Origin of the sequence: Nonomuraea sp. NPDC049141, from assembly GCF_040648415.1 — a bacterium.
GTDB lineage: Bacteria > Actinomycetota > Actinomycetes > Streptosporangiales > Streptosporangiaceae > Nonomuraea.
On the sequence record NZ_JBEZDR010000012.1, the window covers coordinates 24,538 to 45,546 of the forward strand.

Genomic DNA, 21,009 nt, shown 5'->3' on the forward strand with positions numbered 1-21,009 from the left:
GTGATCCACCGAGGGGCCCGTCGGCATGTGATCTTCGTTATGAGGCATGTCGCTGGACGGGCTCGTCGGCCCCGTCGCTCGGGTCAGGCTCATGAGCATGGGGGCCGGGCAGCCGCTTTCGCCGAAACCAGTTTGGATCGAGACCACAGGAGACCGAAGTGTCCATATCAGTGCTCGACATGTCAGTGTCCCTCGACGGGTACATCGCCGATACCGACGATTTCCTCGGCGGCGACGACGGCGAGCGGTTGCACAAGTGGGCGGACGTGAAGGGGGAGTCCGGCCAGCCGTCCGTGCCGGTCGGGCAATTCCAGGACGAATGGAAGGCTGCTGGTGCGGTCCTCGCGGGACGGCGGACTGCCGAGCTCATGGATCATTGGGGTGGTGATCACAACGGTCTCCCGATCTTCGTACCCAGCCACCGGCCGCCCGGCCCGGCCGCTCGCTGGGGCTATCCGTTGGTGACGTACGTGACCGACGGGATCGAAAGCGCGATGGCGCAGGCGAAGGCTGCCGCCGGGGACCGGGCCGTGCAGGTGCGTGGCGCCTACACGGGGCAACGGGCGCTCGAGGCTGGGGCGCTGGACGAGGTGCAGATCCATCTGATCCCGGTGCTGCTCGGTCGTGGCCGCCGGCTGTTCGATGTTTTGCCGTCGGAGATCGAGTTGGAGATCGTCCGGGTGATCGATACGCCGGAGGCCACCCACATCCGCTACCGTGTCCGTCGCTGAGCCGATCGACCAGCGCCGACCAGCCGGGACGTGCCACCGCGGACCCTGCATGAGGTATTCGGCGGCCGGTATCCCAGCCATCCCTGAGCCGCCATTACCCCTTTTCGTCCCATCAGTCCCACCAGGGCGCGTCCGTGAACACCCCACGCCGAACTCGTGCATTGCAGCTTCGACGATCTACCGCTGTCCGCGCCCTCCCTGCGAGGATCTCGAATATCTGTTCGCCATTAATCGAAGGGTCACGCGTGGACGCTGGACAGCCAACGACTACCAACCTGCGCGAGCACTACGGGCACCTCGCCCGTTCACGAGGACTGGACGTGGCCATGTGCTGGACGGTCGTCATCCCGCACAACGCAAAACCCCTTAACCTTCAGCAGATCGCCACCCGCCTGGGCGGAGACACCCCCGGCCGACTCCATCCCCCAGCCCCACTCAGCGCCCTGGTGCCCTTCGCCAGCGACGCATATCCCGTGCTCATCGACCAACACGGCTCCACTATCGCGCTCTGGGAGTACGACTATCTCGGAGCCACGCCCGCTGTCCTTCGGCGCCTGAGTCACGGAGCCCGGGTCTACAGCGCCTGGTGGAACGTCAACGCCCACAACCAGCTGAGTTTCGCCGCCGACGGCGAGCTCATCCTGCAGATCGACGCGCTCTTTCCCGGCCGCCCCGAAGACCACCCCGGCATTGACCGGTGGCCACAGCTGGAAGCGATGCAAGATTTCTTCGTCGATTTCGAAGAACGCGACGACGACTACGACTGGAGGGCGGCCTGGCTTGCCCTCATCGACCAAACCACTGGCGCAAAACTGACGAGCGCGTGGTTCGACCAGACGCACCCGTACGTCATGGTTCATGTGCCTGACGCCATACGCTGAACGATCAGGGAAACGATCAAGAGTCGCGTGGGAAGCGGTCTATCTGTCCTTCTTCTTCGCGCTGCTCAACCCCACTCGTGAACACCCCACCAGGGGCCGTTCTTGAAACGGCTGGATTGAAGTTGACGAGATCCCGTCTGATCATCGCGATCGGGCGGGATCTCGTCGTTTCAGGGGGTTCCGAGTCGCGTTCGTGTGGGTTCGGGGCCTGCGGGGCGGGTGCCCTGCTCCAGATGCACCGCGTCGGAGGAGATCGTCTCGTCAGATCACGCCACCGCCGTGATCCTTCCACAGCAAGGGGGGCACCCCTTGCCAAACCCGCTGGAAGGCCACCTCAGCAGTCTTCACCCTACGGCGAGCGCAGCTCGAACGCCCGTAGCGCCCCCTCGGCTCCAGGCCGCGGCGTGAAGTGGACGCCGCGGTCTCCGGGGTATTCGTGCCGGTGGTCGAAGCCGCCCCCATAGATCTGCGCCGGGATGCCGTCAGGGAAGGCCTCGCAGAAGGGGACGTACCGGCCGGGCGCCTGCGGATCCACCCGTTGCCGGAGCCTGGCACACGCGTCGCAGATCCCGGGTCGCCGCCGCGTCACAGCCCCGCCTCGTAAGCTTCCGCCGCAGCCTCGCCGGTGTACATGGAGTCGAACTCCATCAGCCCGCTGTCGGCCCGCCGCACCAGTACCGGCCCCAGCCCGGCGTACGCGGTGCCGGGGTCGCCCGTCTCGACGAACTCAGCCGTGGTGATCGTGAAGAACCACCCGTACGGCCGTTCCACCGTCTCCGCGTTGTGCACGACCAGGCTCTCCCCCACGGCGCTCAGTTCCTCCTTGATGTACGCGCGCACGAGCTGCTCGGCCTCCTCCTTGCCGATCATGTTGCGGTCCGTCCTTTCTCAGCGGGTCTGGAAGAAGTCGTACTCGCGGTATCGGCCTTCCATGGGGTGCCGGTCGATGTATACCCGCTGGTGCTGGCCGTCCGCGTAGTAGATGTGGCCGTTGACGTTGAGGACGTTGCACACGTGCCCGATGCCGGAGCCGCTGTAGCCGATCACCACGCCGCGTGATCCTGGCCCCTCGTCGAGGAGGATCTTCGCCACCTTCTTGAGGTTGCTGAGCCGCATGTACTTCTCGATCGCGCGTTTGCCCAGCGTACCGCGGATGACCGGGACCGGCGCGGCGTTGAGCGGCCCGGCCACGGCCGGTTTGCCGCGCAGGATGTCGTCGATGGCCAGGCTGGTCTCGGGGCAGTTCCTGTTGTGCCCGGTGGGGTTGACCTTGTTGATGATCGCGAGCAGGTCGCCGAACCTGACCTGCCTGGCGCCGAGGTTCTCGATGAACTTCCGCAGTTCCTCGTAGGCCTGCCGCATGGCCTCCTTGTGCTCCTCGCTGAGGGGGTTGGAGGCGTTGGGGTAGTCCTCGACCTGTTGCGGGCGCAGTCCGGCGAGGGGCACCTTGACCCGGCGCTCGACGTTGACCTTGCCGAAGTCGTCGTGGTCAAGAATGGGGGGCTCGTACCCCTTTGTTCCACTCTGACCGGTGGCTCCTGTGCCGTTCAGGTCGTCTGGCTCGAGGTCGAAGTCGTACAGCAGGATCTCGCTCATGAAGCCGATGCCGGTGCTGGTGTCCTGTGTCTCGCGGAAGGCCATCCAGTCGTCCATCTGCGCCGCGCCCTTGAACTTGTACCAAGGCGTCCGGTCCGCGTCGGCCAGGCCGTGACGGCGGACGAACGCCTGGGCGTTGTCGATGGCGTCCTGGAACGCGTCGGCGTCCTGGTTGCGGTCGGCGGCGGTGTACTCGTGGGCGAGATGGTCGGCCTCCCGCATGACCTCCCTCCAGTGGCTCCGGTCGGCCTGGGAATCGTAGAGGCTCTCGGCCTGGTAGGCGGCCTCCTGTTCCTGGCCGGCCTGGCTCGGGGTCCGGGATGTCTGCCGGTCACCGGCCGGCTCTCCCACGCCGTGCTGGCGGGCTGCCCAGGCGATGCCGTCGCGTACGTACGGGGAACGCGCCTGGAACCTGTCCAGCAGCCACTGGGCACCATCGCGGCCCCAGGTGTTCGCGATGCGCTGAAGGATCTTGCCGGCTTGGCGTTCGGCGTCCTCATCCCGATAGCGGGATTCGCTCATCCGCTTGTCCATGGCCCGCAGTGCCCACAGGTCGGGATCGGCTTCCGGGTCGTCTGCGGGGCCGCGCCTGCGGGCGTACACCTCCTCGCGCGTACGCGCCGTGGCCTCCTCACGAGGGCGTGTAGTCGGCGTGGCCTCCTCACGAGGGCGTGTAGTCGGCGTGGTCTCCTGTGCTCGGGCGCTATAGAGCCGGTTGATCAGCTCGCCGACCGCCCTGGCCAGGGGGCGGGGCTGCGCCGAGGCCCTGTACTCGGTGAACGCCTCGGAGATCAGTTCGCGGGGAGTGCTGGCCCCGTAGGTGGACAGCCGGGATTCGACGGCGGTCATGGTTTCGGGGTCGTGTACGCCCATGACGTCGTACGGGCGGCCGAGCACGGTGGAGACGGTGGCGTTCAGGATGGTGCGTGCGTCCGGGTCGCGCATGATGCCGTCGGCGATGTGCTCGCCCACCTCGTGATAGAGCACGCCGCGCACCGAGCCGCCGCCCGGCACCGTCCAGCCGGTCGCCTCTTCCACCTGTCCGGCGCGCGCCTGATCGACCATGGCGGCGGGGTTGAGGTGGATGCCCCGCTCGTCAGCGTCCATGACCGCATAGGCGACCAGGTTCGGCTGGGTGGCGAAGTTCCCGTGGGGGTCTGTCGTACTGACGGTGCCGAGGGTACGCGTCAGGTCCGGGTAGTCATGAGCCAGCTCCCGCATCGTCTGATGGATGTCCCGGGCGACGTCGGGCTCGATGCCCTCGAGCGCCGGTACGGAGGGTGTGACCGGTCCGCTGAGCGCCAGAGCCAGCGCCTCTTTGGAGGGAACCAGATCTCGCCTCCCTGCGGCCGCCTCATGTCCTGTCAGGTTCGGCACAGTGGGCGCCGTCCCGCTGGTGGCGGTCTGACCAGTGAGGCCCGCCTCAGGTACAGGGGCGGTGGTCACTCCAGGTCCCGGTAAGGCAGTGGCCGTCGCGTTCACCCCGGCAACCGCAGTTGTAGGACTGTTCATCGGAGCGGCCGCGGTGGGGAGACCGTTGGCAGCGGCGGTGAGACTGGTCGCTGGGGTGGCCGGAGACGCCGGCGCAGGGCCGCTGGCAGCGGTCGGCGGGGCCGCGGTGGTGGGACCGGTCGCGGCAGCGGCCGGAGCGGCGGGGCCGCTCGTCGCTGTGGCCGGGGTGGCCGGGGTGGCCGGGGTGGCCGGGGCGACCGGGGTGGCAGGGGCCGCGCCGATCGGGTTGGCGTGCGCGGGTTGGCCGCTCGGTACCGCACTGGGATGCACCGTCCCGCCGGGTGCTGTGCTCGGTGCCGGAGCATTCGGCACCGCTCGGGGCTGCGCCGACGCGGTGGGGGCGTTTGCGGGGGCGCTCTGTGCCGGGGCGGGGCCGTTGCGTGGGGGCGTACCTGTCGGGTTGTTCCCGTGTCCGGTTCCGTCGCCGACCGGTGCGGGGGGAGCGGCCGTTGTCTGCGCGGCCCCCCCGGCTTCTTGGGCGCCGGCGCCTGTGAGGGCCGGGGCCGAGGGGGACGGCGGCAGGGTGGATGAGGGGGTGGATGAGGGGTCGGGGGTGCGGGCGAGCGCCGTGGTCTCCGCGCGGGCGAGTGCGGTCGCCGGGTCGGCGACGGCGGACAGGACGTCGGTGCTGAGCGGGCTGATGGTGCCCACTCTTCCTGCGCCCGCCGCCATGCTGCCCACCAGCCCTTCCATGGTGGGCAGCTCCCATTTGCCGTACACGACCCCGTTGGCGATCATCCCGGCCGGGGCCGAGACGACCGCGTTGGTTGCCGCCGCGCTCACGGCCTTGGTCGGGTACCGCAAGAGCGCGTTCGCCACACCGCCGGCGTCCCCGGCCGCGGCGTCGAGCCGCCGCAGGCCGGGCAGGCCGGAGACGTACCTGGAGACCGCGGGCGCGATCCGGGTCGCCAGCAGGGCGCCGGTGGCGTCGCCCAGCACGTTCGCGGCCGTCATGCGGGTGTCCCAGCGTGTGCGGGTGCCGAGATCCTTTTGCCGTTGCTGGGCGAGCCCGTCCATCAGCAGGCCTTCACCCACCTCCTCGGGCAGTTCGCGCAGCATATGGCTGGTGACCGCCCTGGCCAGCAGTCCCTGGCCCAGTTGCCGCCCGCTGAGCTGCGCGGTCTGGACGGCGGCGAGCTTCGGCGCGACGGCGGTGAGCCCGCGCCCGGCGCTCGCTGCCCGTTCCAGGGTGCCGAACACCCCGTTGAGGAAGGTACGCAGCCGCTGCGCGTACGCGGCGAGCAGCGGCGTGGTCGCGCCCGCGGTGAGGAAGCTCGACATGAGCCCGACGGCGGCCGCGCTGACCGTGATCCAGTAGCCGACGTTGATGGACAGTTTGCCGTACTGCGTCGCGCGCGCGTAGGAGTCCTGCTGCAGCGCGTACGCCCCTGCGGCTTGTGCCAGCCCTGCCAGCCCCGTCTGCCCTGAGGCGAGTCTGTCGGTGTGTCCTCGGAAGGCGTCGGCGGACGCGCCCGACCACCCGTCCAGTATCCCGGCCTGCAACGACCCGCTCACGTCCTGGCCGGCCAGCGCCGCTCGCGCCACGTCGTCGAAGGCCACGGCGAGTTCCGCCAGGCCCTTCTCGCTGCCCTCGGGCCACATTTGCCCGGCCGCCACCATCGAGATCAGGACGTTCACCCACTCGGGCGCGCCTTCCCCCCAGGCCGGCGTGACGTCGCTCGCGTAGCCGCTGCTGCCGATCGTGTCGTCGTCGCCGCCCGGCGCTCTGGTGACCGGTGTGCTGCGGTTGTGCTCCGCCCCCGAATGGATGCTCATACCTGGTCGCTCTTCGGCACCGAGGCAGCCTGGCTCGTGGTCTCCACTGTCTGTCGTACGCCGTCGCCGGCGGCCTCGTGGGTCCTCATGAGCTGCCTGGCCCAGGCGATGAGCGTGTCTGGCCCGCCCCCGGCCGAGTAGGCCCGGTAGAACTCCTGCCCGGCCGAGTCGCCACCCCAGGGGGCGGCGGCGTTCAGCCGCTCGATGCGGGCGGTGGCCTCGCGCAGGGCGTCACCGAGTACGGCGGTGTGGCCTTGCCACCCCTTCAATCCGGCCTCGACCTCAGAACGTTCCATCCATACGTGCTCGGCCATCCGCTAGCCGATTTCGCGCAGCTGGTCGTCCACGTGCCCCAGCACACTGTCCAGGTCGCCGTTCAGGTGGGCCCGCATCTGCTCGGGCGGGATGAGGGGTTCGAACATCCGCAGGATCTCGTCCTGGGCCATCACCGCCGCCTGGTGCGCTGTGGCGGTAATGATGTCGGCCAGCTTGCCGCTGTCGCTCAGTCGGGAGACCCGGGGGTCGAGCTGGAGCCGGATCAGGTCACCACGGGCGCCCACGGTGACGGTGACAAGACCGTCGGGCGAGGTGTGGGTGACCTGCAGGGCTCGGGAACGTTGGTGCAGTTCCAGGGATTGATCCTGCAGCCGCAAGAAATTGTCACGCAACTGGTTCGCGTATTCATGCAACTGGTCAGCGTTCATTCGCCGCACCATAACGGGGGAGACTCGCCTCTTTGCCCATTTCATGATTTGTCGAAGTGGGTGGCCGGTGGTCATGAGGAGTGCGGCCACAGGTCCCTGCGGGTACGCGGGCGCGGCCGTCCCGCCATCTGGTGCTCCCGGCAAGCGTCCTGCACCTCGAAGGATCGGACCGAACCTCCCGGCTCAGCGATGTAGCGGACGCTCCTGCCGCCGTTCGGTCGCTCCTATGGATTAACTGATCAAGTTTCTGATCGCCGCAGTGACGGCGTCGGGCTGAGTCTCCGGCAGAAAGTGCCCACCCGGCAGCATCAAGGTGCGGACATCCGGCGCCCATCCGTGCCAGACCGCCGAGGGGTCAAACGGCAGCACCATGTCGCCGGGGTCCTGCCAGATCGCCAGGGTAGGGGCCTTGATGTGCCGGCCGTCCTGCTGATCCTCGCTGTCGTGGGCGGCGTCGACGAAGGCGCTGGCCCGGTGCCGCCAGCTTGGGCAGTTCCAGCGTGCGACGCGACTTGCGTCTCTTGGTGTCCCCTCCTTCTCGGTCGGCACGCCATACGTAGATGGGTAACTTCTTGTGCTGAAATCCCACCTCCGTCACCGGATGCCAGGTCTTGAGGCTGGGGATCCATGCTCTGGGCGGCCTGGCATGTCGGCATCCAAGGCACGGGACACCTTCCCACAGACCTCTCCTCGGCCATCGTCAATCAAGGAGTGCAGGGGTTGTTCCTCGGCTATCTGTGGAGCCGATACCGACTGATGTGGCCCATCCTCGTTGTCCACGGCGCCATGAACGCCGCCCCCATTCTGGTGGGCATGTTGTAACGCCTGTCGCTCGAGTCCCATCGTCGCGACGCCTTCCAGCCTGGGAAACGATCTCTTTCATTCTGGAAGCGATCTTCCTGCCCATCACTTCGTCCCAGGCCGGACACATTCGTGAACACCCCACCAGGATAGTTGCAGGTGACAAGGGGTTTCGGAGTCGATCCGAAGCCCCTTTTCCCTCGTCTGGGAGTCGATGGGAGCCAATCGGGGAGCCATCTCACTCGGACTCTCTACCCGTGTCGGCTGTCGCCGAAGATGGTGTGATCACTGGCCTGAGCTGGTGCCGGTAGACCGCTTCCGTCGTCTACTGCGCTGGTGACCTGAGTGCGGGAGAGAACTTCGCCGGGTCCATCTGGATGGTGAGCCGCCTTGTTCTTTTCCCGGTGGTCTCGGTGGTGTCGGCGCTCATCTCGCTGGCCTTCCAGCTACTCGCGCCCGACTGCCACGCCTGGCCGGCCGCATGTGGCTGGAACTCCGTTCCGAGTCAGACCAGCTCGTGAACACCCCACACCAAGGGCCGTTCTTGAAACGGCCTGAAGGAAGTTGACGGGATCCCGTCCGATCATCTTGGTCGGACCGGATGCCGTGTTTTCCGGGGCTTGAGGCCGCTTGGTGGAGGGCGGCGTTACGGAAGTGCCGCGAGCATGCGCTCTCCCGCCGCCCGCAAGTGGGCGGTCATCGCGTCCGCCGCGGCCGGGCCGTCGCCCGCCACGACTGCCCGCACGATGGCTTCGTGCTCGTCCCGGGTGAGTTCGGCGGCGCCTTCCCGGGTGTAGAAGATCCGGAAAGCGCGTGAACGGACGAACAACCGCTCCAGCGTTTCGGCCACGATCAGGTTCCCGGACATCTTGGCGAGTTCGCCGTGCAGCAGCTCGTCGGCCTTGGCCAGCAGGGTGAGATCGCCGCCGGGCACGTCGACCTGCTGGCGCAGGAACGCCCCGTCCTCCGTGCGGAACTCCTGGGCGGCGCGGGCGGCCGTGGGAGGTTCGAGCAGCAGCCTGCACTCGTACAGGTCGGAGATCGTTTTGCGGTCGGGCAGGTCGGCGGCGACGAAGCCGCGGTAGGGATGCTTGCTGACCAGGCCGTCGGCCTCCAGCCGCCCCAGGGCCTGGCGGATCGGTGTGTTGGAGATCTTCAGCTGCGCCGCCAGAGCGTCGATCTTGACCCGGCTGCCGTGTGGGATGTGACCGCTGAGCAGCATTTCCCGCAACACGTCGTACACGTCGTCGGCCAGCACCTGCCGCCGGGGGAGCGCCGGTGCCGGCGCGGGGGTGTCGGTCATCCAAACCTCCTGTGTTCACAACATAGCGGCAAGTGGGGGTTGACGTCTTCGTAACGTGCATGCAACATCTGACTGAAGACATCGTACACGATTTTGCCGAGGCAGCTGTGATCAGATTTCGCATCCCCCTGACGGCGTGCCTCGCAGGCGCCCTCCTCGTCGCATGTTCGTCCAACACGCCCACAGCCGTCAGCGGGGCCATTACCGAGGACCGCGACGCGACGTTGCTGGTGTGGAGTGACCCCACCCGGTTGGCCGGGTTCGAGCAGTTCAAGAAGACGCATCCCAACCTCAAGACGAAGGTCGAGACCTACGACGGGCAAAGCCTGCTGACGAAGATTCAGCTGTTCAACCGCACCGGCAAGGGCTGGCCGGACGTCATCTTCGCGGGGCAGCCCAACGTGGTCTCGCAGTTCGCCGGGAAGCTGAACTACGCGCAGCCCCTCGACTCGCTGGTGTCACAGCAGATCCGGAAGGGCTTCGGTACGGCCAACGCGCCCTGTGAGGTTGGCGGCAAGCTGTACTGCCTGCGCAACGATCTGGCCCAGACCGTGCTGTGGTACAACAAGCCGCTCATGGAGCGCTTCGGCTACCAGCTTCCCAAGACCTGGAACGACTACCGGGCGTTGGGTCAGCGAGTGGCCAAGGAGCACCCCGGGTACGTCATCGGCAGCGCGGGCAGCTTCTTCACCTACTACGACTACTTCTGGTCCAGCGGCTGCCCGATCCAGCAGGTGACCGGGCCGGACAAGGCGCACATCGACCTGAAGGACGCCAAGTGCACCCGGGTCGCGGACGTACTCGACCCTCTGATCAAGAACGGCTCGGTCACCAAGGCGGGACTCTTCGACCCGGAGATGGCCAAGCTGGGCAAAGAGGGCAAGGTTCTCATGCTGCCCGGTGCCTCCTGGCTCGGCGATTACCTGTTCAAGCCCAAGGACCTGTTCGCCACGCCCAACGGGCAGATCGCCGCGGCGGCGTACCCGTCGTGGGACGGCGAGACGACCAACTGGTCCGGCAGCGCGGGCGGCGGCGTCTACCTGCTCTCGCGCCACTCCAAGAACATGAAGGGCGCCGCCGAGATCATCCAGTGGATGACCACTGACGCCGGCTACCAGAAGGACGCGCCGACCTACCCTGCCTACGGCCCCTCGGCCGACGCGTGGGCCAAGCGGCTGGCCGGTGACCCGTTCTACGCCGCAGATCCGTTCCCGGTGATGCGGGAGCAGGCGGCCAAGGTCAACCCCGTGCAGCAGCCCACCCGCTACGACGTCGAGGGGGCGTTCACCCAGACGGTGGTGCCGGCGATCCGCTCCGGCGGCACCGTCGCCGCCAGCCTGGACGCGCTGCAGACCGAGCTGGTGAACCTGGCAAAGGCCCAAGGCTATGACGTCGGGTAAGTTTTTCGGCTGGCTGTGCGTGGCCCCGTACCTGGTCCTGCTCGCGGTTTTCGGGATCGGCCCCGTTCTGTACGCCCTCTACGAGTCCCTGAGCGACCCCCGTGCCTACGTACACGCGGTCGCCGACTTCCGCTTCCTGCCCGCGGTCGGCAACGTGTCGCTGTTCATGGCGCTGTACCTGCCGGTCATGGTGATCGGCGTGCTGCTGCTAGCGCTGTTCGTCCAGGACCAGCGTCCCCTGTACGGCACGGCGCTGCGCCTGGTCTACATGCTGCCGGGCGCGGTCACCGGCTCGGCCAGCGTGCTGCTCTGGTACGTCATGCTCCAGCCCGCGCTCAGCCCCTTCGCCCCACTGCTGCACGGCCTGGGCATGCGGACCGGCAACGACGTGCTGAAACCGTCGTACCTGGTGGTGATCTTCGCGTTGATGGCCTTCGCCACCGGGTTCGGCCAGTGGGTGGTCATCATGTACGGCGCCCTGCAGGGAGTGCCGCGCGACGTGCTGGAGGCGTCCAGGATGGACGGCTGCTCCTGGTGGCAGACGGCAGTGCGGATCAAGCTGCCGCTCATCTCCAAGTACGTGGTCTACATGGTCATCCTGGCCTTCACCGCCGGGCTGCAGATCTTCATCGAGCCGCAACTGCTGTACGGCGTCGCCTTCACCGGCTCCAAGTCGTGGTCGCTGAACCAGCTCGGCCTGCTGTTCGCCTTCGACAACGGAGACTTCGCCGCGGCCGCCGCGCTGTGCCTGATGCTGCTGGCCGTCTGCACCGTCGCCGCTTGCTTCCTGGTGTTCAAGGCCAAGTTCTTCGAGACGGAGGTCGACCGATGACCGAGCGGCTCGGCGGGGCGTGGGTCTGGCGGATGTCCGTGGCCGTCGTCCTCGGCCTGGTGGCCCTGGCCTGCGCGCTGCCGCTGGTGTGGCTGGTGCTGGCGCCGACCAAGTCCGACGCCCAGATCACCGGCGGGCACCCCTTGTCCTTCGGCTCGCTCGGCGGCTACCTGACCGCCTGGCGGAACCTGATCACCTTCAACGACGGCGTCATCTACCAGTGGATCGTCAACTCGGCGCTCTACACCGGCGGCGCGGTGCTGTTGTCGGTGACCACCTCCCTGCTGGCCGGGTACGCGCTGGCGGCGACGAGGATCGCCGGGCGGCGAGTCATCCTCATCGCCACGCTGCTGGCGATGATCGTGCCACCGGCCGCGCTCGTGCTCCCGCTCTTCCTGGAGGTGAACGCGGTCCAGCTCACCGGCACCGCCTGGTCGGTGATCCTGCCCGCCAGTCTCTACCCGTTCGGGGTCTACCTCGCCTTCATCTACTTCTCCACCATGCTGCCGCGCGAGGTGCTGGAGGCGGCCAGGATCGACGGCTGCTCGGAGGCCGCGTTGTTCGGCAGGGTCGCCCTGCCGCTGGGCAAGCCGCTGATCGCGCTGCTGACCTTCTTCGCCTTCATCGGCAACTGGAACAACTACTTCCTGCCGTTCGTGATGCTCGGCGACGACGAGACCTTCAACCTCCCGGTCGGGCTCGGCGTGCTCATCTCCGGCTCACCGGCGCTCAATCCGGCACTGGGAGGCAGCGATCTCCCCATCCACCGGCCGGAAGCGGCGATCACAGGTGTGCTCACCGTGGTGCCCGTGGCGCTCGTCTTCCTGTTCGCCCAGCGCCACCTGGTGCGCGGGCTGCTCGACGGCGCCGTCAAGAACTGAACCGCAACGGAGTGAATGTGAAGATCACCGCTGTCGACGTCGTCCTGTGCGCGCAGCCCGCCGTCACGCCTGTCTTCCGCTGGCGCGACGGCCTGCCGGGGTCCGAGCCCGCGCACACCGGCGGCTGGCTCGTGCTGTCCACCGACGACGGGCACACCGGCTACGCCTACAGCCAGCGCGGCACCATCCTGGCCGACATCGCCGACCGGCGGTTGCGTTCCGAACTGCTGGGCGCCGACCCGCTGCGGCGCGAATGGCTGTGGCACCGCGTCTGGGAACTGGACCGCATCGAGGAGATGCCGCTCTACATCCACGGCCTGGTGGATGTGGCGCTGTGGGACATCGCGGGCAAGGCGGCCGGGCTGCCGGTGCACGAACTGCTCGGCGGGTATCGCTCCGCCATCCCCGCGTATGCCTCCACCGCGACCTTCGCCACCATCAGTGAGTACCTGGATGTCGCCGACCAGTGCCTGGAGCTGGGCTATCCGGCCATCAAGCTGCACGCCTGGGGAGACGTCGACCGCGACATCGCCCTGTGCGCGGCCCTGCGTGAGCACGTCGGGGGCTCGGTGCCGCTGATGTACGACGGATCCGCCGGGTTCGACCTGCTCGACTCGATCAAGCTGGGCAGGGTTCTGTCCGAGGCGAAATATCTCTGGTACGAGGAGCCGATGCGCGAGTTCAGCGCGACCGCCTACCAGCGCCTGGCCGAGAAGGTGGATGTGCCGCTGATCGTCGCCGAGACCAGCGACGGCGCCCACATGAACACCGCCGACTTCATCGCCAACGGCTCCGCCACCGCGGTACGCACCAGCGCGGGTCTGCGTGGCGGCATCACCGGGGCCATGCGCATCGCGCATCTGGCCGACGCCTACCGGATGCGCGCCGAGGTCCACGGCGGCGGCATCGTGCACACCCATCTGTGCATGGCCATCCCGAACACCACCTACTACGAGTCGTTCGTCCCCGCCAACCCTGTGACGAGGGAGGAAGCGGTCGACGCCGAAGGGCTCGTTCACGCGGGAACGGCGCCCGGCATCGGATACGAGGCCGAATGGGAGCGCACGTCCGTACCGGCCGGGCTGGAACCCTACTCCTCCTGAAACCCCCCCACAAAGGAGATAAACCGACATGAGCGACAAGCGGAGCACCGGCCCGAGCAGGCGGGCCGTCCTGGCGACCGCCGCCGCGCTACCCCTGATCGCGGCGACGCCCGCCCAGGCGAAGGCCAAGGGCTGGTCGTGGAAGCTGCTGTCCGACGGCACCGACGTGTGGCAGCGCAACTACTGGAACGGCGGGGAGCAGTTCGACTTCCGGCTCGGTGGTGGCGGCTCCATCCCGCAGATGCGGCACTGCCCGACCGGCTACCAGCCGTTGCTCTCGCCCACCTACGAGGGCGAGGAGACCGACCGGGTCATGCAGGCCGTCCTGTGGGGCCTGAACGTCGAGGCCGCGACCAACGTCCTCGACCGGCGCTGGAACGTCAACCAGGCGGGCACCCGTCCCGGCGCCTACCAGCGCACGGTGCGCGTCGAGCGGACCAACTCCACCACCACCGACGTGTGGACCATCGCCGACAGGCAGTGGTACGCCGAACTCGTCGCCGACTTCGCGGGATCGGACGCCGTCCCGCAGCTCACCCGTTACACGAGGCTGTCCAACGGTGCGCTGGAGATCCGCCGCGTCATCCGGCTGCCCAAGGTCGTCAACGCCGGGGCGACGGTCGCCAACGTCGAGTTCTACCTGGAGAACTGGCTGCCGTTCCTGCGCTCCGCCGACGCCTTCACCGCCCTGGCCCTGCGGCTCGACGCCAACGGCGACCCGAGCGAGTGGTACCGGGCCGGCGACAACATCCCTTATTACCCGTGGACACCGACCGGCGGCACCAGCGGCTATGCCATGGTCTACAAGGAAGGCGCGCACCGGACCACGCCCAACGTGGCCGTGGTCTTCTCCAAGAACGCGGGCACGAAGTACGCCACCTCGGCCGTGTTCGAGAACGTGCGCAACTCGATGGACTGGGACACCGGCATCGGCATCCTGCCCGGCGCCCACATCACCGGTGGGGAGGCGAACAGCATTCTGGACTACACGATCCGCATCGTGCCCAACGGTGGCACCAGCGCCGGCCTGGTCACCAACCTCAACACACAGGTCGCCGCGATCCGGCCACCCGCCCTGTACGGCCCGGCGTACGCGCTGTCCGGCGAACTGGGCACCATCGCGGCGCGGCTACGCGGCTACCTGACCTCCGCCGAGGGAACGCGAACCAACCACCTCGCCCCGCTCCTTGCCTGAGCCGGGCCATCTCGGCCGCACGTAGGGTTGTCGGCCCGAAAAGGGGGCGCCCTGAAGTGCACACCACGGCTGAACTGAAGTTGACGGGATCCCGGCTGATCGTGGTGATCGGGCGGGATCTTGTCGTTTCAGGGGCTTCGAGTCGTTGGTCGGCACGAAGTCGGGGATACGCGGTCAGGTGGACCGTTGTTCGGCCAGGGTATCGCGCAGCACGTCGGCGATCGAGGTTGTGGCGAGTTCCTGCTGCACTACGTCGTCCAGTCGGCCATAGACACGATGCAGAGTTGGCTGGATGCCGAAGCCCACGGGGCAGGAGCTGTTGGGTGGGGTCTGGTCGAGCCTGCTGCGCCAAGACAAGCGTCCATCCAACCTGGGCATGATCACGCCGATCTCGGGAAGCGATCTTCCAGGCCCCTTCTGCATCCCAAGTCACACCCACTCGTGAACGCCGCACCCTTGAAACGGCTGGACTGAAGTTGACGGGATCCCGTCTGATCATCGAGATCGGGCGGGATATTGTCGTTTCAGGGGTTTCCGAATCTGGTTCGTCCTGGTTTGGGGACAGCAGGGCGGGTGTCTGGGAAGGCCCGGGTGGTGTCAGGCCGCTGATGGAGGTCCGAGTTCGCGTCGTTGGGCATAGCGAAGCCGACGCCGGGCTGAGTGCTGCGACACGGTGATCTGAAATGTGCGTTATGGGACGGGTGGCGGCCTGCTCCGGCCCGCGAGCGGCGTGCGGTCGCTGTGCTCTGCTGGGATCTCGGGGACGTCGGCAGATGCTTGTCGAGGTGGCCGAGGTCGTCCTTGTGGACGGTGATGGTGTGCTGGTGGCAGATCGTCGGCAGTTCGCCGGTCTTGTGGTCGGGCTGTGGGGGAAGGACGCGAGGTTTGGCCGCGGGGTGGGCGGCTCGTTGCCGGGTGTCGGTGAGGTCGACCGCGGTGGGCCGGTTGGGTCCGCGCTGGTCGAGGCGGTCGAAGCGGGGGCAAGGCAGCGATGGGCCTGCTGCCGGGCAGTGGAAGCAGACGGTGCCGCCTGCGTTCGGGTTCTGTTTGAGGCGCAGCAAGTACGGCTCTCGCGCGCTGATGAGCGCGGTGAGTTCTTCCGATGGGGTGCCTCGTATTCGCCCCCAAGAGACTCAGCCTCATGCTCGTCATCCTGGGCCGACAGAGCCAGCAGCGTTTCGCGGGTAATGGACAAGCGGCGGAGCTCTTCCTCCGCTGCAATGAGTCGTTCGCGCAGCTCGGCCGTCCTCTCGGCGGCAGCCGCCTCAGCCAAGGCCGCGTTCCAGCAGCGACGTCACATCCGCCTCCACGCAGACACAGATGCGCCCACCCGATCCGCTTCACGCCATGTGGTCCGAAAACTCCACACTGTAAGCGGGGAAGTTCTGGCAGTCACTACCACAACCAAGATCAACACCTGTGTGGGTGATCCTCCACCCAAACTGGGACGCTCGTCGGGGTGCAGGGCTGGCAAGATCTTGAACCCTGTCGCGACCTCCATGCGCCGAACAGGACAAGGAGCAACCAGATGAAGATCCGACGAGGTGCTCGCGTCGTATTGTTAGATCACGATGACCGGCTCCTCATGATGCAGGTCCGCAATGATGGCAACATCGTCGTCCCCGGTCATCCCGTGCCGGAGCTGTTCTGGATCCTGCCCGGCGGCGGCGTTGAGCCCGCTGAGAGCCTCCTTCAGGCCGCCCGTAGAGAGCTTTTCGAGGAGACCGGCCTGACCGACGTCGACTGGGGGCCATGCCTGTGGACCCTCGACGTGGACGCCTTCTGGGCCGGCTACCCGCTGCACATGCACGAGAGCTACTTCCTCGCCCGAGTCCGTAACAGTCAAGACATCAGCACAAACCATCTAGAACCCGGAGAACACGAAGCGATCGCCGAACACCGATGGTGGTCGCTCGCCGACCTGGTCACCGCACAGATCAGTCACACCCTCCGGCCTCCAGGGCTGCCTCTTCTGCTCGCTGACGTCCTGAGCGGGAAGGGGTTGCCGAGCGAACCGCTCGCCTTGGATATGTAAGCCGGCCAACCCGGGAAGCGATCTTCAGGCGGCCCCTTTCTCGCCAGGTCGCCGCCTCTCGTGAACACCCCGGATTGGCCGTGGGGGCCGGTATAAGCGAGCGACTGCCCGTCCAGGGCAAGAACAAAGGCAGACTCACCCTCAAGCGCCGGAGCGGGCAGGTGGCGGTCCACGTTCCTTTGCGCTTCCGGTCACGATCTTCCGTTTTGATGGTCACGCCGGGTTTGCGTTCGAGCGCGCTCGAAGGCATAGCGTCCCCGCCATGACGACACAGACCTGGATCATCACTGGCGCGTCCCGCGGGTTCGGACGCGCACTGGCGGAGTCGGCGCTCGCGGCGGGCGACCACGTGGTGGCGGCGGTGCGCCGGCCCGAGAGTGTGGCCGATCTGGAGGCCAAGTACCCGGACAACTGCCTGATCGCGAAGTTCGATGCCCGGGACATCGCCGCGGCCGCGGACCTCGTGCGCGACACCCTCGACCGCTTCGGTCAGCTCGATGTGCTGGTCAACAACGCGGGCCGGGCCGTGGTCGGAGCGGTCGAGGAGGTCAGCGACGCGCAGTTGCGCGAGTTGATGGATCTGCACCTGTTCGGCCCCGCCGCGCTCGTCCGGGCGGCGCTGCCCACGATGCGTGAGCGGGGCACCGGGACGATCGTGCAGATGAGCAGCCAGGGTGGGCGGACGTCGTTCCCCGGCGTGTCGGCGTACTCCGCGTCGAAGTTCGCCCTCGAAGGCTGGTCCGAGGCCCTGGCCGGGGAGGTCGCGCCGTTCGGGATCCGGGTGATGCTCGTCGAGCCCAGCCGGTTCAGGACTGGCTTCAACGGGGGCGACGTGCTCGAGTTCGTCGAGCCGTCCGCGACCTACCGTGACTTGCTCGCCAACGTCCGTGCGGACATGGCCGGGACCGACGGCCGCCAGGAAGGTGACCCGGCGCGGGCGGCCGAGATCATCGTGTCCCTCGCGCACGGCGACGAGGTGCCGCTGCGGCTGCCGCTCGGGCGCGAGGCGGTCGAGCGTATCTCGCGTGCCTACCGGCGCGGCCTGGACGAGGTCGAGCAGTGGGCCGAGACCGCCCGCAGCGCCGACTTCGAGGGTGTCTCCGCATCGGTACGGCCCATCTAGGCTCGTGGTCATGGCCACCGACGATCTGGTGACCAGGGCGCTCGAAGCGCTTGGGGACGACGACGGTCCGCTGTCGGTCGAGGCGATCCACCGCCTCGCCGACCTGGCCGATCTGCCCGAGACGATGACGATCGCCGAGGTCTCCTCGACGTCTCGCCCCACACGCTTCGCTATTACGAGCGGGCCGGGCTGGTCGAGGTGGCCCGCGACGGTAATGGTCATCGCGTCTACGACGCCGAAGCGGTTCGGCGCCTGGTGTTCCTCACCCGGATGCGGCGGTCCGGTATGCCGATGCGTGACCTGCAGCACTACATCTCGCTCTCGATGCCTGAGGGCACACGGTGCCGGCGCGGCTCGATGCGCTGGTCGAACATCGCGACACCATCCGCCGCCGGATCCGTGAGCTGACCCTTTCCCTCACGGCGGTCGAATACAAGATCGCCACGTACGGGGGCTCGACCGGGCCGGACGTTCAGGCCCTCGGCACCACCACCGGTACCGACCGCACGGCGCTGCCGGACGAGCCGCTCCGACGGGCACTCCCGGCAGAGTGAGGGACGCCGACGCTCGCCGGGCTGCTAGCGGTAGTCCGGCCTCCCTCCAATCTCCGGCCACAGCCCATGCGGGAAACGATCACTTCCCCACTGGGAAACGATCTTCAAGGCCTCGCATTCTCCAAGCTCAACTGCACTCGTGAACTCCCCGCCCAGGGCCGTTCTTAAGACGGCTGGACTGAAGTTGACGGGATCCCGTCTGATCATCGCGATCAGGCGGGATCTTGTCGTTTCGGGGGTTTCCGAATTGGGTTCGTCCTGGTTTGGGAGCTGTGGGGCAGGTGCATGGGGAGGCCCGGGTGGTAGCCGGCTCCGGCCCGCCGCATGCATGCGAGCCACGCATCTTTACGCGGCTCGCATATTTGCGTGGCTCGCAAATTTGTGTAGAGTGTTCATATGGGGCTGAGAGAGCGCAAGAAGGAAGAACTCCGGATCGCGCTGAGCTGGGCGGCGATCAAGCTGACCGTCGAGCGTGGCTTCGACAACGTCAAGGTGGAGGAGATCGCCGCCGAGGCGGGTGTCTCGCACCGCACGTTCAACAACTATTTCTCCAGCAAGGGCGAGGCGATCGCGGCCAGGCACTTCGACCGAGCGGTGCAGATCGCCGACGAGCTGAGGTCCAGGCCGGACGGCGAACCCCTGTGGGAGGCCATCACTAACGCCGTGTTCGCCCGGTTCGCGCTTGGCATGCAAGAGGCCGAGCGTCCGACCGACGAGCGCTGGATCGCCGGTGTCAAGCTGATGAGCCAGCATCCGGAGCATCGGGGCGAGTTCCTCAAGGCCCATGCGGCCGCGCAGGATGCGCTGGCCGCGGCGATCGCCGAGCGCACCGGCACCAATGCCGATCGAGATCTGTATCCGCACCTGGTCGCCGGGACGGTCGGCGCCGCCATACTCGCGGCCATCCAGCTGTGGCTCCACGGCGATGCGCCGGCGCCGTTCGAGGAACTGCTGCGCGACGCCCTCGGTCAGGTCGCCGCCGGCCTGCCCACGCCCTGACCCTTTCCATCTTTCCTAGAGAAGATCAGCCGGGCTGCCGCCGGTCGATCCGTCATGCCCGGAAGGACCACCATGATCACCGATGTCGTCATAGCCGGAGCCGGGCCCAACGGCCTGATGCTGGCCTGCGAGCTGAGCCTGGCCGGAATCCGTCCCCTGGTCCTGGAGCGCCTGCCGGAGCGCACCCAGGAAAACCGCGCCAACGGCCTGGTCGGCCAGGTGGTACGGATGCTGGACCGGCGCGGCCTGTACGAGCGGCTCGCTGGTAACCAGGACCCACCGCGGCCCACTCCCGGATTCGTCTTCGGCGCGCTGCCCATCGACCTGAGTGTGCTGGACGACAACCCCTTCTACATCCTCCAGGTTCCGCAGCGCAGGATCGAGCAGATGCTGGAGGAACGGGCCGTCGAACTCGCCGTCGAGATCCGGCGCGGCCACGAGCTCACCGGATTCACCCAGGACGCGGATGGCGTGACCCTCCAGGTCAGCGGGCCGGCTGGGCCGTACACGATCGAAACGCGTTACCTGATCGGCGCCGACGGCGGGCACAGCATCGTACGCAAGCTGGCCGGCATCACCTTCCCCGGTGTGACGACCGACCACACGATCGCGCGCACCGCGCACGCCGTCGTGCCGGCCGAGTTCGTCGATCCGGCCACCGGCGGCCTCGACATTCCCGGGTACGGACCCATCCCGCAGTTCCTGCACCACCGGACCGAGCGCGGGTTGTTCGTGTACGCGCCCCTGCCGGGCACCCCCGCACCGTTGATCTCCACCACGGAGTGGAACGGACAGGACGCCGAGGGGCCGCTCACGCTCGCGGAACTGCAGGCCAGCGCCCGCCGCGTGCTCGGTGTGAACATTGTTGTCGGCCCGCCCGACGGCCAAGGGCCGCACTTGATGCGCAAGCTCAACGGGGGCAACACCCGCCTGGCCGAGCGTTTCCGAGACGGGCGGGTCCTGCTGGTCGGCGATGCCGCTCACGTGCACTCGGCGATCGGCGGGCCCGGGCTCAACCTTGGCCTCCAGGACGCGGTCAACCTTGGCTGGAAACTCGCGGCCGACGTGCGCGGCACGGCCCCCGCCGGTCTCCTCGACACCTACGAGTCCGAACGACGCCCGGTCGCTGAGCGGGTGGTGATGTCCTCGCGCGCCCAATCCGCACTGATCGCCCCTGGCAGCGAGGTCACCGGCCTGCGCGCGCTGTTCACCGAACTGCTCGGCGACCCGCGCAACGTCCGCCGTATCGCCGACCTGATGTCAGGCGCCGACATCCGCTACGAGGTGGGCAGCGACCATCCGCTGGCCGGTCGGTGGGCTCCCGACCTGGACCTCGAAGACGGTGTCCGGCTCGCCGAGCTGACCAGGGACGGCCGCCCGCACCTGATCGATTTCACCGGCGGGGACTGGGGATACCCCGCGACCGCGGGGCTGCCCGGCTCCGCCGTACCGTGCACGGCGCTGTTGCTGCGGCCCGACGGATACGTGGCATGGGCCACCGACGTCCCGCAGCCGGACGCGGAGTCCCGCGCATCGCTCAGGACGGCGATCCAACGCTGGCTGGGGTGACTGGATAGGTGCAC

General features: G+C 67.8%; 22 protein-coding genes. 14 read left to right on the top strand and 8 right to left on the bottom strand.

Features of this window, described 5'->3' with window-relative positions; genetic code table 11:
• Positions 1-179 precede the first annotated feature (179 nt).
• Complete coding sequence (locus tag AB0B91_RS33420; RefSeq protein ID WP_358327953.1) at positions 180-731, top strand: dihydrofolate reductase family protein; 552 nt, start codon at positions 180-182, stop codon at positions 729-731.
• Between the two features lie 245 nt (positions 732-976).
• Positions 977-1,612 (top strand): DUF6461 domain-containing protein, encoded by a 636-nt coding sequence (locus tag AB0B91_RS33425; protein ID WP_358327955.1) that lies wholly within the window; start codon positions 977-979, stop codon positions 1,610-1,612.
• A 349-nt stretch (positions 1,613-1,961) separates the two neighbouring features.
• Here AB0B91_RS33425 and AB0B91_RS33430 read toward each other — a convergent pair whose 3' ends face one another.
• The 6 genes from AB0B91_RS33430 to AB0B91_RS33455 form a co-directional block, all read right to left on the bottom strand.
• Positions 1,962-2,201 carry a hypothetical protein gene (locus AB0B91_RS33430; RefSeq protein ID WP_358327957.1) on the bottom strand — a complete coding sequence of 80 codons (240 nt, stop codon included), beginning with the start codon at positions 2,199-2,201 and terminating at the stop codon, positions 1,962-1,964.
• Entirely contained in the window at positions 2,198-2,482 is a 285-nt protein-coding gene (locus tag AB0B91_RS33435) for a YrhB domain-containing protein (RefSeq protein ID WP_358327959.1), read from the bottom strand. The genes AB0B91_RS33430 and AB0B91_RS33435 overlap by 4 nt, the downstream gene beginning before the upstream one ends.
• Before the next feature lie 18 nt (positions 2,483-2,500).
• On the bottom strand, positions 2,501-6,496 hold the full coding sequence (locus AB0B91_RS33440) for a toxin glutamine deamidase domain-containing protein (protein ID WP_358327961.1): 3,996 nt from the start codon (positions 6,494-6,496) through the stop codon (positions 2,501-2,503).
• A complete protein-coding gene (locus AB0B91_RS33445; protein WP_358327963.1) occupies positions 6,493-6,792 on the bottom strand; it encodes a hypothetical protein in 300 nt (99 codons plus the stop codon). The genes AB0B91_RS33440 and AB0B91_RS33445 overlap by 4 nt, the downstream gene beginning before the upstream one ends.
• A gap of 21 nt (positions 6,793-6,813) precedes the next feature.
• A complete protein-coding gene (locus AB0B91_RS33450) occupies positions 6,814-7,200 on the bottom strand; it encodes a YbaB/EbfC family nucleoid-associated protein (protein WP_358327965.1) in 387 nt (128 codons plus the stop codon).
• Between the two features lie 231 nt (positions 7,201-7,431).
• A complete protein-coding gene (locus tag AB0B91_RS33455) occupies positions 7,432-7,749 on the bottom strand; it encodes an alpha/beta hydrolase (protein ID WP_358327967.1) in 318 nt (105 codons plus the stop codon).
• A gap of 78 nt (positions 7,750-7,827) precedes the next feature.
• Here AB0B91_RS33455 and AB0B91_RS33460 point away from each other — a divergent pair, with 78 nt between their 5' ends.
• Entirely contained in the window at positions 7,828-8,022 is a 195-nt protein-coding gene (locus AB0B91_RS33460) for a CPBP family glutamic-type intramembrane protease (RefSeq protein ID WP_358327969.1), read from the top strand.
• Between the two features lie 625 nt (positions 8,023-8,647).
• Here AB0B91_RS33460 and AB0B91_RS33465 read toward each other — a convergent pair.
• Positions 8,648-9,304 carry a GntR family transcriptional regulator gene (locus AB0B91_RS33465; RefSeq protein ID WP_358327971.1) on the bottom strand — a complete coding sequence of 219 codons (657 nt, stop codon included), beginning with the start codon at positions 9,302-9,304 and terminating at the stop codon, positions 8,648-8,650.
• Positions 9,305-9,411: 107 nt separating this feature from the next.
• Between AB0B91_RS33465 and AB0B91_RS33470 the strand changes: the two genes are divergently transcribed.
• From AB0B91_RS33470 to AB0B91_RS33490, 5 genes are read left to right on the top strand one after another with little or no spacing between them, the layout of a single operon-like run.
• Entirely contained in the window at positions 9,412-10,704 is a 1,293-nt protein-coding gene (locus AB0B91_RS33470; protein ID WP_358327973.1) for an extracellular solute-binding protein, read from the top strand.
• Positions 10,691-11,536 (top strand): sugar ABC transporter permease, encoded by an 846-nt coding sequence (locus tag AB0B91_RS33475; RefSeq protein WP_358327975.1) that lies wholly within the window; start codon positions 10,691-10,693, stop codon positions 11,534-11,536. Before AB0B91_RS33470 ends, AB0B91_RS33475 begins: the two co-directional genes overlap by 14 nt.
• A complete protein-coding gene (locus AB0B91_RS33480) occupies positions 11,533-12,417 on the top strand; it encodes a carbohydrate ABC transporter permease (RefSeq protein WP_358327977.1) in 885 nt (294 codons plus the stop codon). Before AB0B91_RS33475 ends, AB0B91_RS33480 begins: the two co-directional genes overlap by 4 nt.
• A gap of 17 nt (positions 12,418-12,434) precedes the next feature.
• A complete protein-coding gene (locus AB0B91_RS33485; protein WP_358327979.1) occupies positions 12,435-13,520 on the top strand; it encodes an enolase C-terminal domain-like protein in 1,086 nt (361 codons plus the stop codon).
• 28 nt (positions 13,521-13,548) lie between these two features.
• The gene (locus tag AB0B91_RS33490; protein ID WP_358327981.1) at positions 13,549-14,715 is read left to right on the top strand and encodes a hypothetical protein; all 1,167 of its coding nucleotides are present in this window, start codon (positions 13,549-13,551) and stop codon (positions 14,713-14,715) included.
• Positions 14,716-14,889: 174 nt separating this feature from the next.
• On the opposite strand, the gene AB0B91_RS33495 is transcribed toward AB0B91_RS33490, so the two are convergent.
• Positions 14,890-15,021, bottom strand: a complete 132-nt coding sequence (locus AB0B91_RS33495; protein WP_358327983.1) for a hypothetical protein — start codon at positions 15,019-15,021, stop codon at positions 14,890-14,892.
• Between the two features lie 1,153 nt (positions 15,022-16,174).
• Between AB0B91_RS33495 and AB0B91_RS33500 the strand changes: the two genes are divergently transcribed.
• From AB0B91_RS33500 to AB0B91_RS33525, 6 genes are all read left to right on the top strand, one after another.
• Positions 16,175-16,750, top strand: coding sequence for an NUDIX domain-containing protein (locus AB0B91_RS33500; protein ID WP_358327985.1), 576 nt, complete (start codon positions 16,175-16,177; stop codon positions 16,748-16,750).
• Positions 16,751-17,012: 262 nt separating this feature from the next.
• Positions 17,013-17,873, top strand: coding sequence for an SDR family NAD(P)-dependent oxidoreductase (locus tag AB0B91_RS33505; RefSeq protein WP_358327987.1), 861 nt, complete (start codon positions 17,013-17,015; stop codon positions 17,871-17,873).
• A 198-nt stretch (positions 17,874-18,071) separates the two neighbouring features.
• A complete protein-coding gene (locus tag AB0B91_RS33510) occupies positions 18,072-18,281 on the top strand; it encodes a MerR family transcriptional regulator (protein ID WP_358327989.1) in 210 nt (69 codons plus the stop codon).
• Positions 18,215-18,427: a hypothetical protein gene (locus tag AB0B91_RS33515; RefSeq protein ID WP_358328911.1), complete on the top strand. Its 213-nt coding sequence runs from the start codon at positions 18,215-18,217 to the stop codon at positions 18,425-18,427. The genes AB0B91_RS33510 and AB0B91_RS33515 overlap by 67 nt, the downstream gene beginning before the upstream one ends.
• 396 nt (positions 18,428-18,823) lie before the next feature.
• Complete coding sequence (locus tag AB0B91_RS33520) at positions 18,824-19,426, top strand: TetR family transcriptional regulator (RefSeq protein ID WP_358327991.1); 603 nt, start codon at positions 18,824-18,826, stop codon at positions 19,424-19,426.
• A gap of 72 nt (positions 19,427-19,498) precedes the next feature.
• Positions 19,499-20,995, top strand: a complete 1,497-nt coding sequence (locus AB0B91_RS33525; protein WP_358327993.1) for an FAD-dependent monooxygenase — start codon at positions 19,499-19,501, stop codon at positions 20,993-20,995.
• Positions 20,996-21,009 lie beyond the last annotated feature (14 nt).

Excerpts from the sequence above, each read along its gene's own strand:
- AB0B91_RS33435 (WP_358327959.1), bottom strand. The coding sequence starts at position 2,482 with ATGATCGGCAAGGAGGAGGCCGAGCAGCTCGTGCGCGCGTACATCAAG.
- AB0B91_RS33445 (WP_358327963.1), bottom strand. The coding sequence starts at position 6,792 with ATGGAACGTTCTGAGGTCGAGGCCGGATTGAAGGGGTGGCAAGGCCAC.
- AB0B91_RS33490 (WP_358327981.1), top strand. The coding sequence starts at position 13,549 with ATGAGCGACAAGCGGAGCACCGGCCCGAGCAGGCGGGCCGTCCTGGCG.
- AB0B91_RS33475 (WP_358327975.1), top strand. The coding sequence starts at position 10,691 with ATGACGTCGGGTAAGTTTTTCGGCTGGCTGTGCGTGGCCCCGTACCTG.
- AB0B91_RS33450 (WP_358327965.1), bottom strand. The coding sequence starts at position 7,200 with ATGAACGCTGACCAGTTGCATGAATACGCGAACCAGTTGCGTGACAAT.
- AB0B91_RS33520 (WP_358327991.1), top strand. The coding sequence starts at position 18,824 with ATGGGGCTGAGAGAGCGCAAGAAGGAAGAACTCCGGATCGCGCTGAGC.
- AB0B91_RS33460 (WP_358327969.1), top strand. The coding sequence starts at position 7,828 with ATGCTCTGGGCGGCCTGGCATGTCGGCATCCAAGGCACGGGACACCTT.
- AB0B91_RS33505 (WP_358327987.1), top strand. The coding sequence starts at position 17,013 with ATGACGACACAGACCTGGATCATCACTGGCGCGTCCCGCGGGTTCGGA.
- AB0B91_RS33465 (WP_358327971.1), bottom strand. The coding sequence starts at position 9,304 with ATGACCGACACCCCCGCGCCGGCACCGGCGCTCCCCCGGCGGCAGGTG.
- AB0B91_RS33440 (WP_358327961.1), bottom strand. The coding sequence starts at position 6,496 with ATGAGCATCCATTCGGGGGCGGAGCACAACCGCAGCACACCGGTCACC.
- AB0B91_RS33525 (WP_358327993.1), top strand. The coding sequence starts at position 19,499 with ATGATCACCGATGTCGTCATAGCCGGAGCCGGGCCCAACGGCCTGATG.
- AB0B91_RS33420 (WP_358327953.1), top strand. The coding sequence starts at position 180 with ATGTCAGTGTCCCTCGACGGGTACATCGCCGATACCGACGATTTCCTC.
- AB0B91_RS33480 (WP_358327977.1), top strand. The coding sequence starts at position 11,533 with ATGACCGAGCGGCTCGGCGGGGCGTGGGTCTGGCGGATGTCCGTGGCC.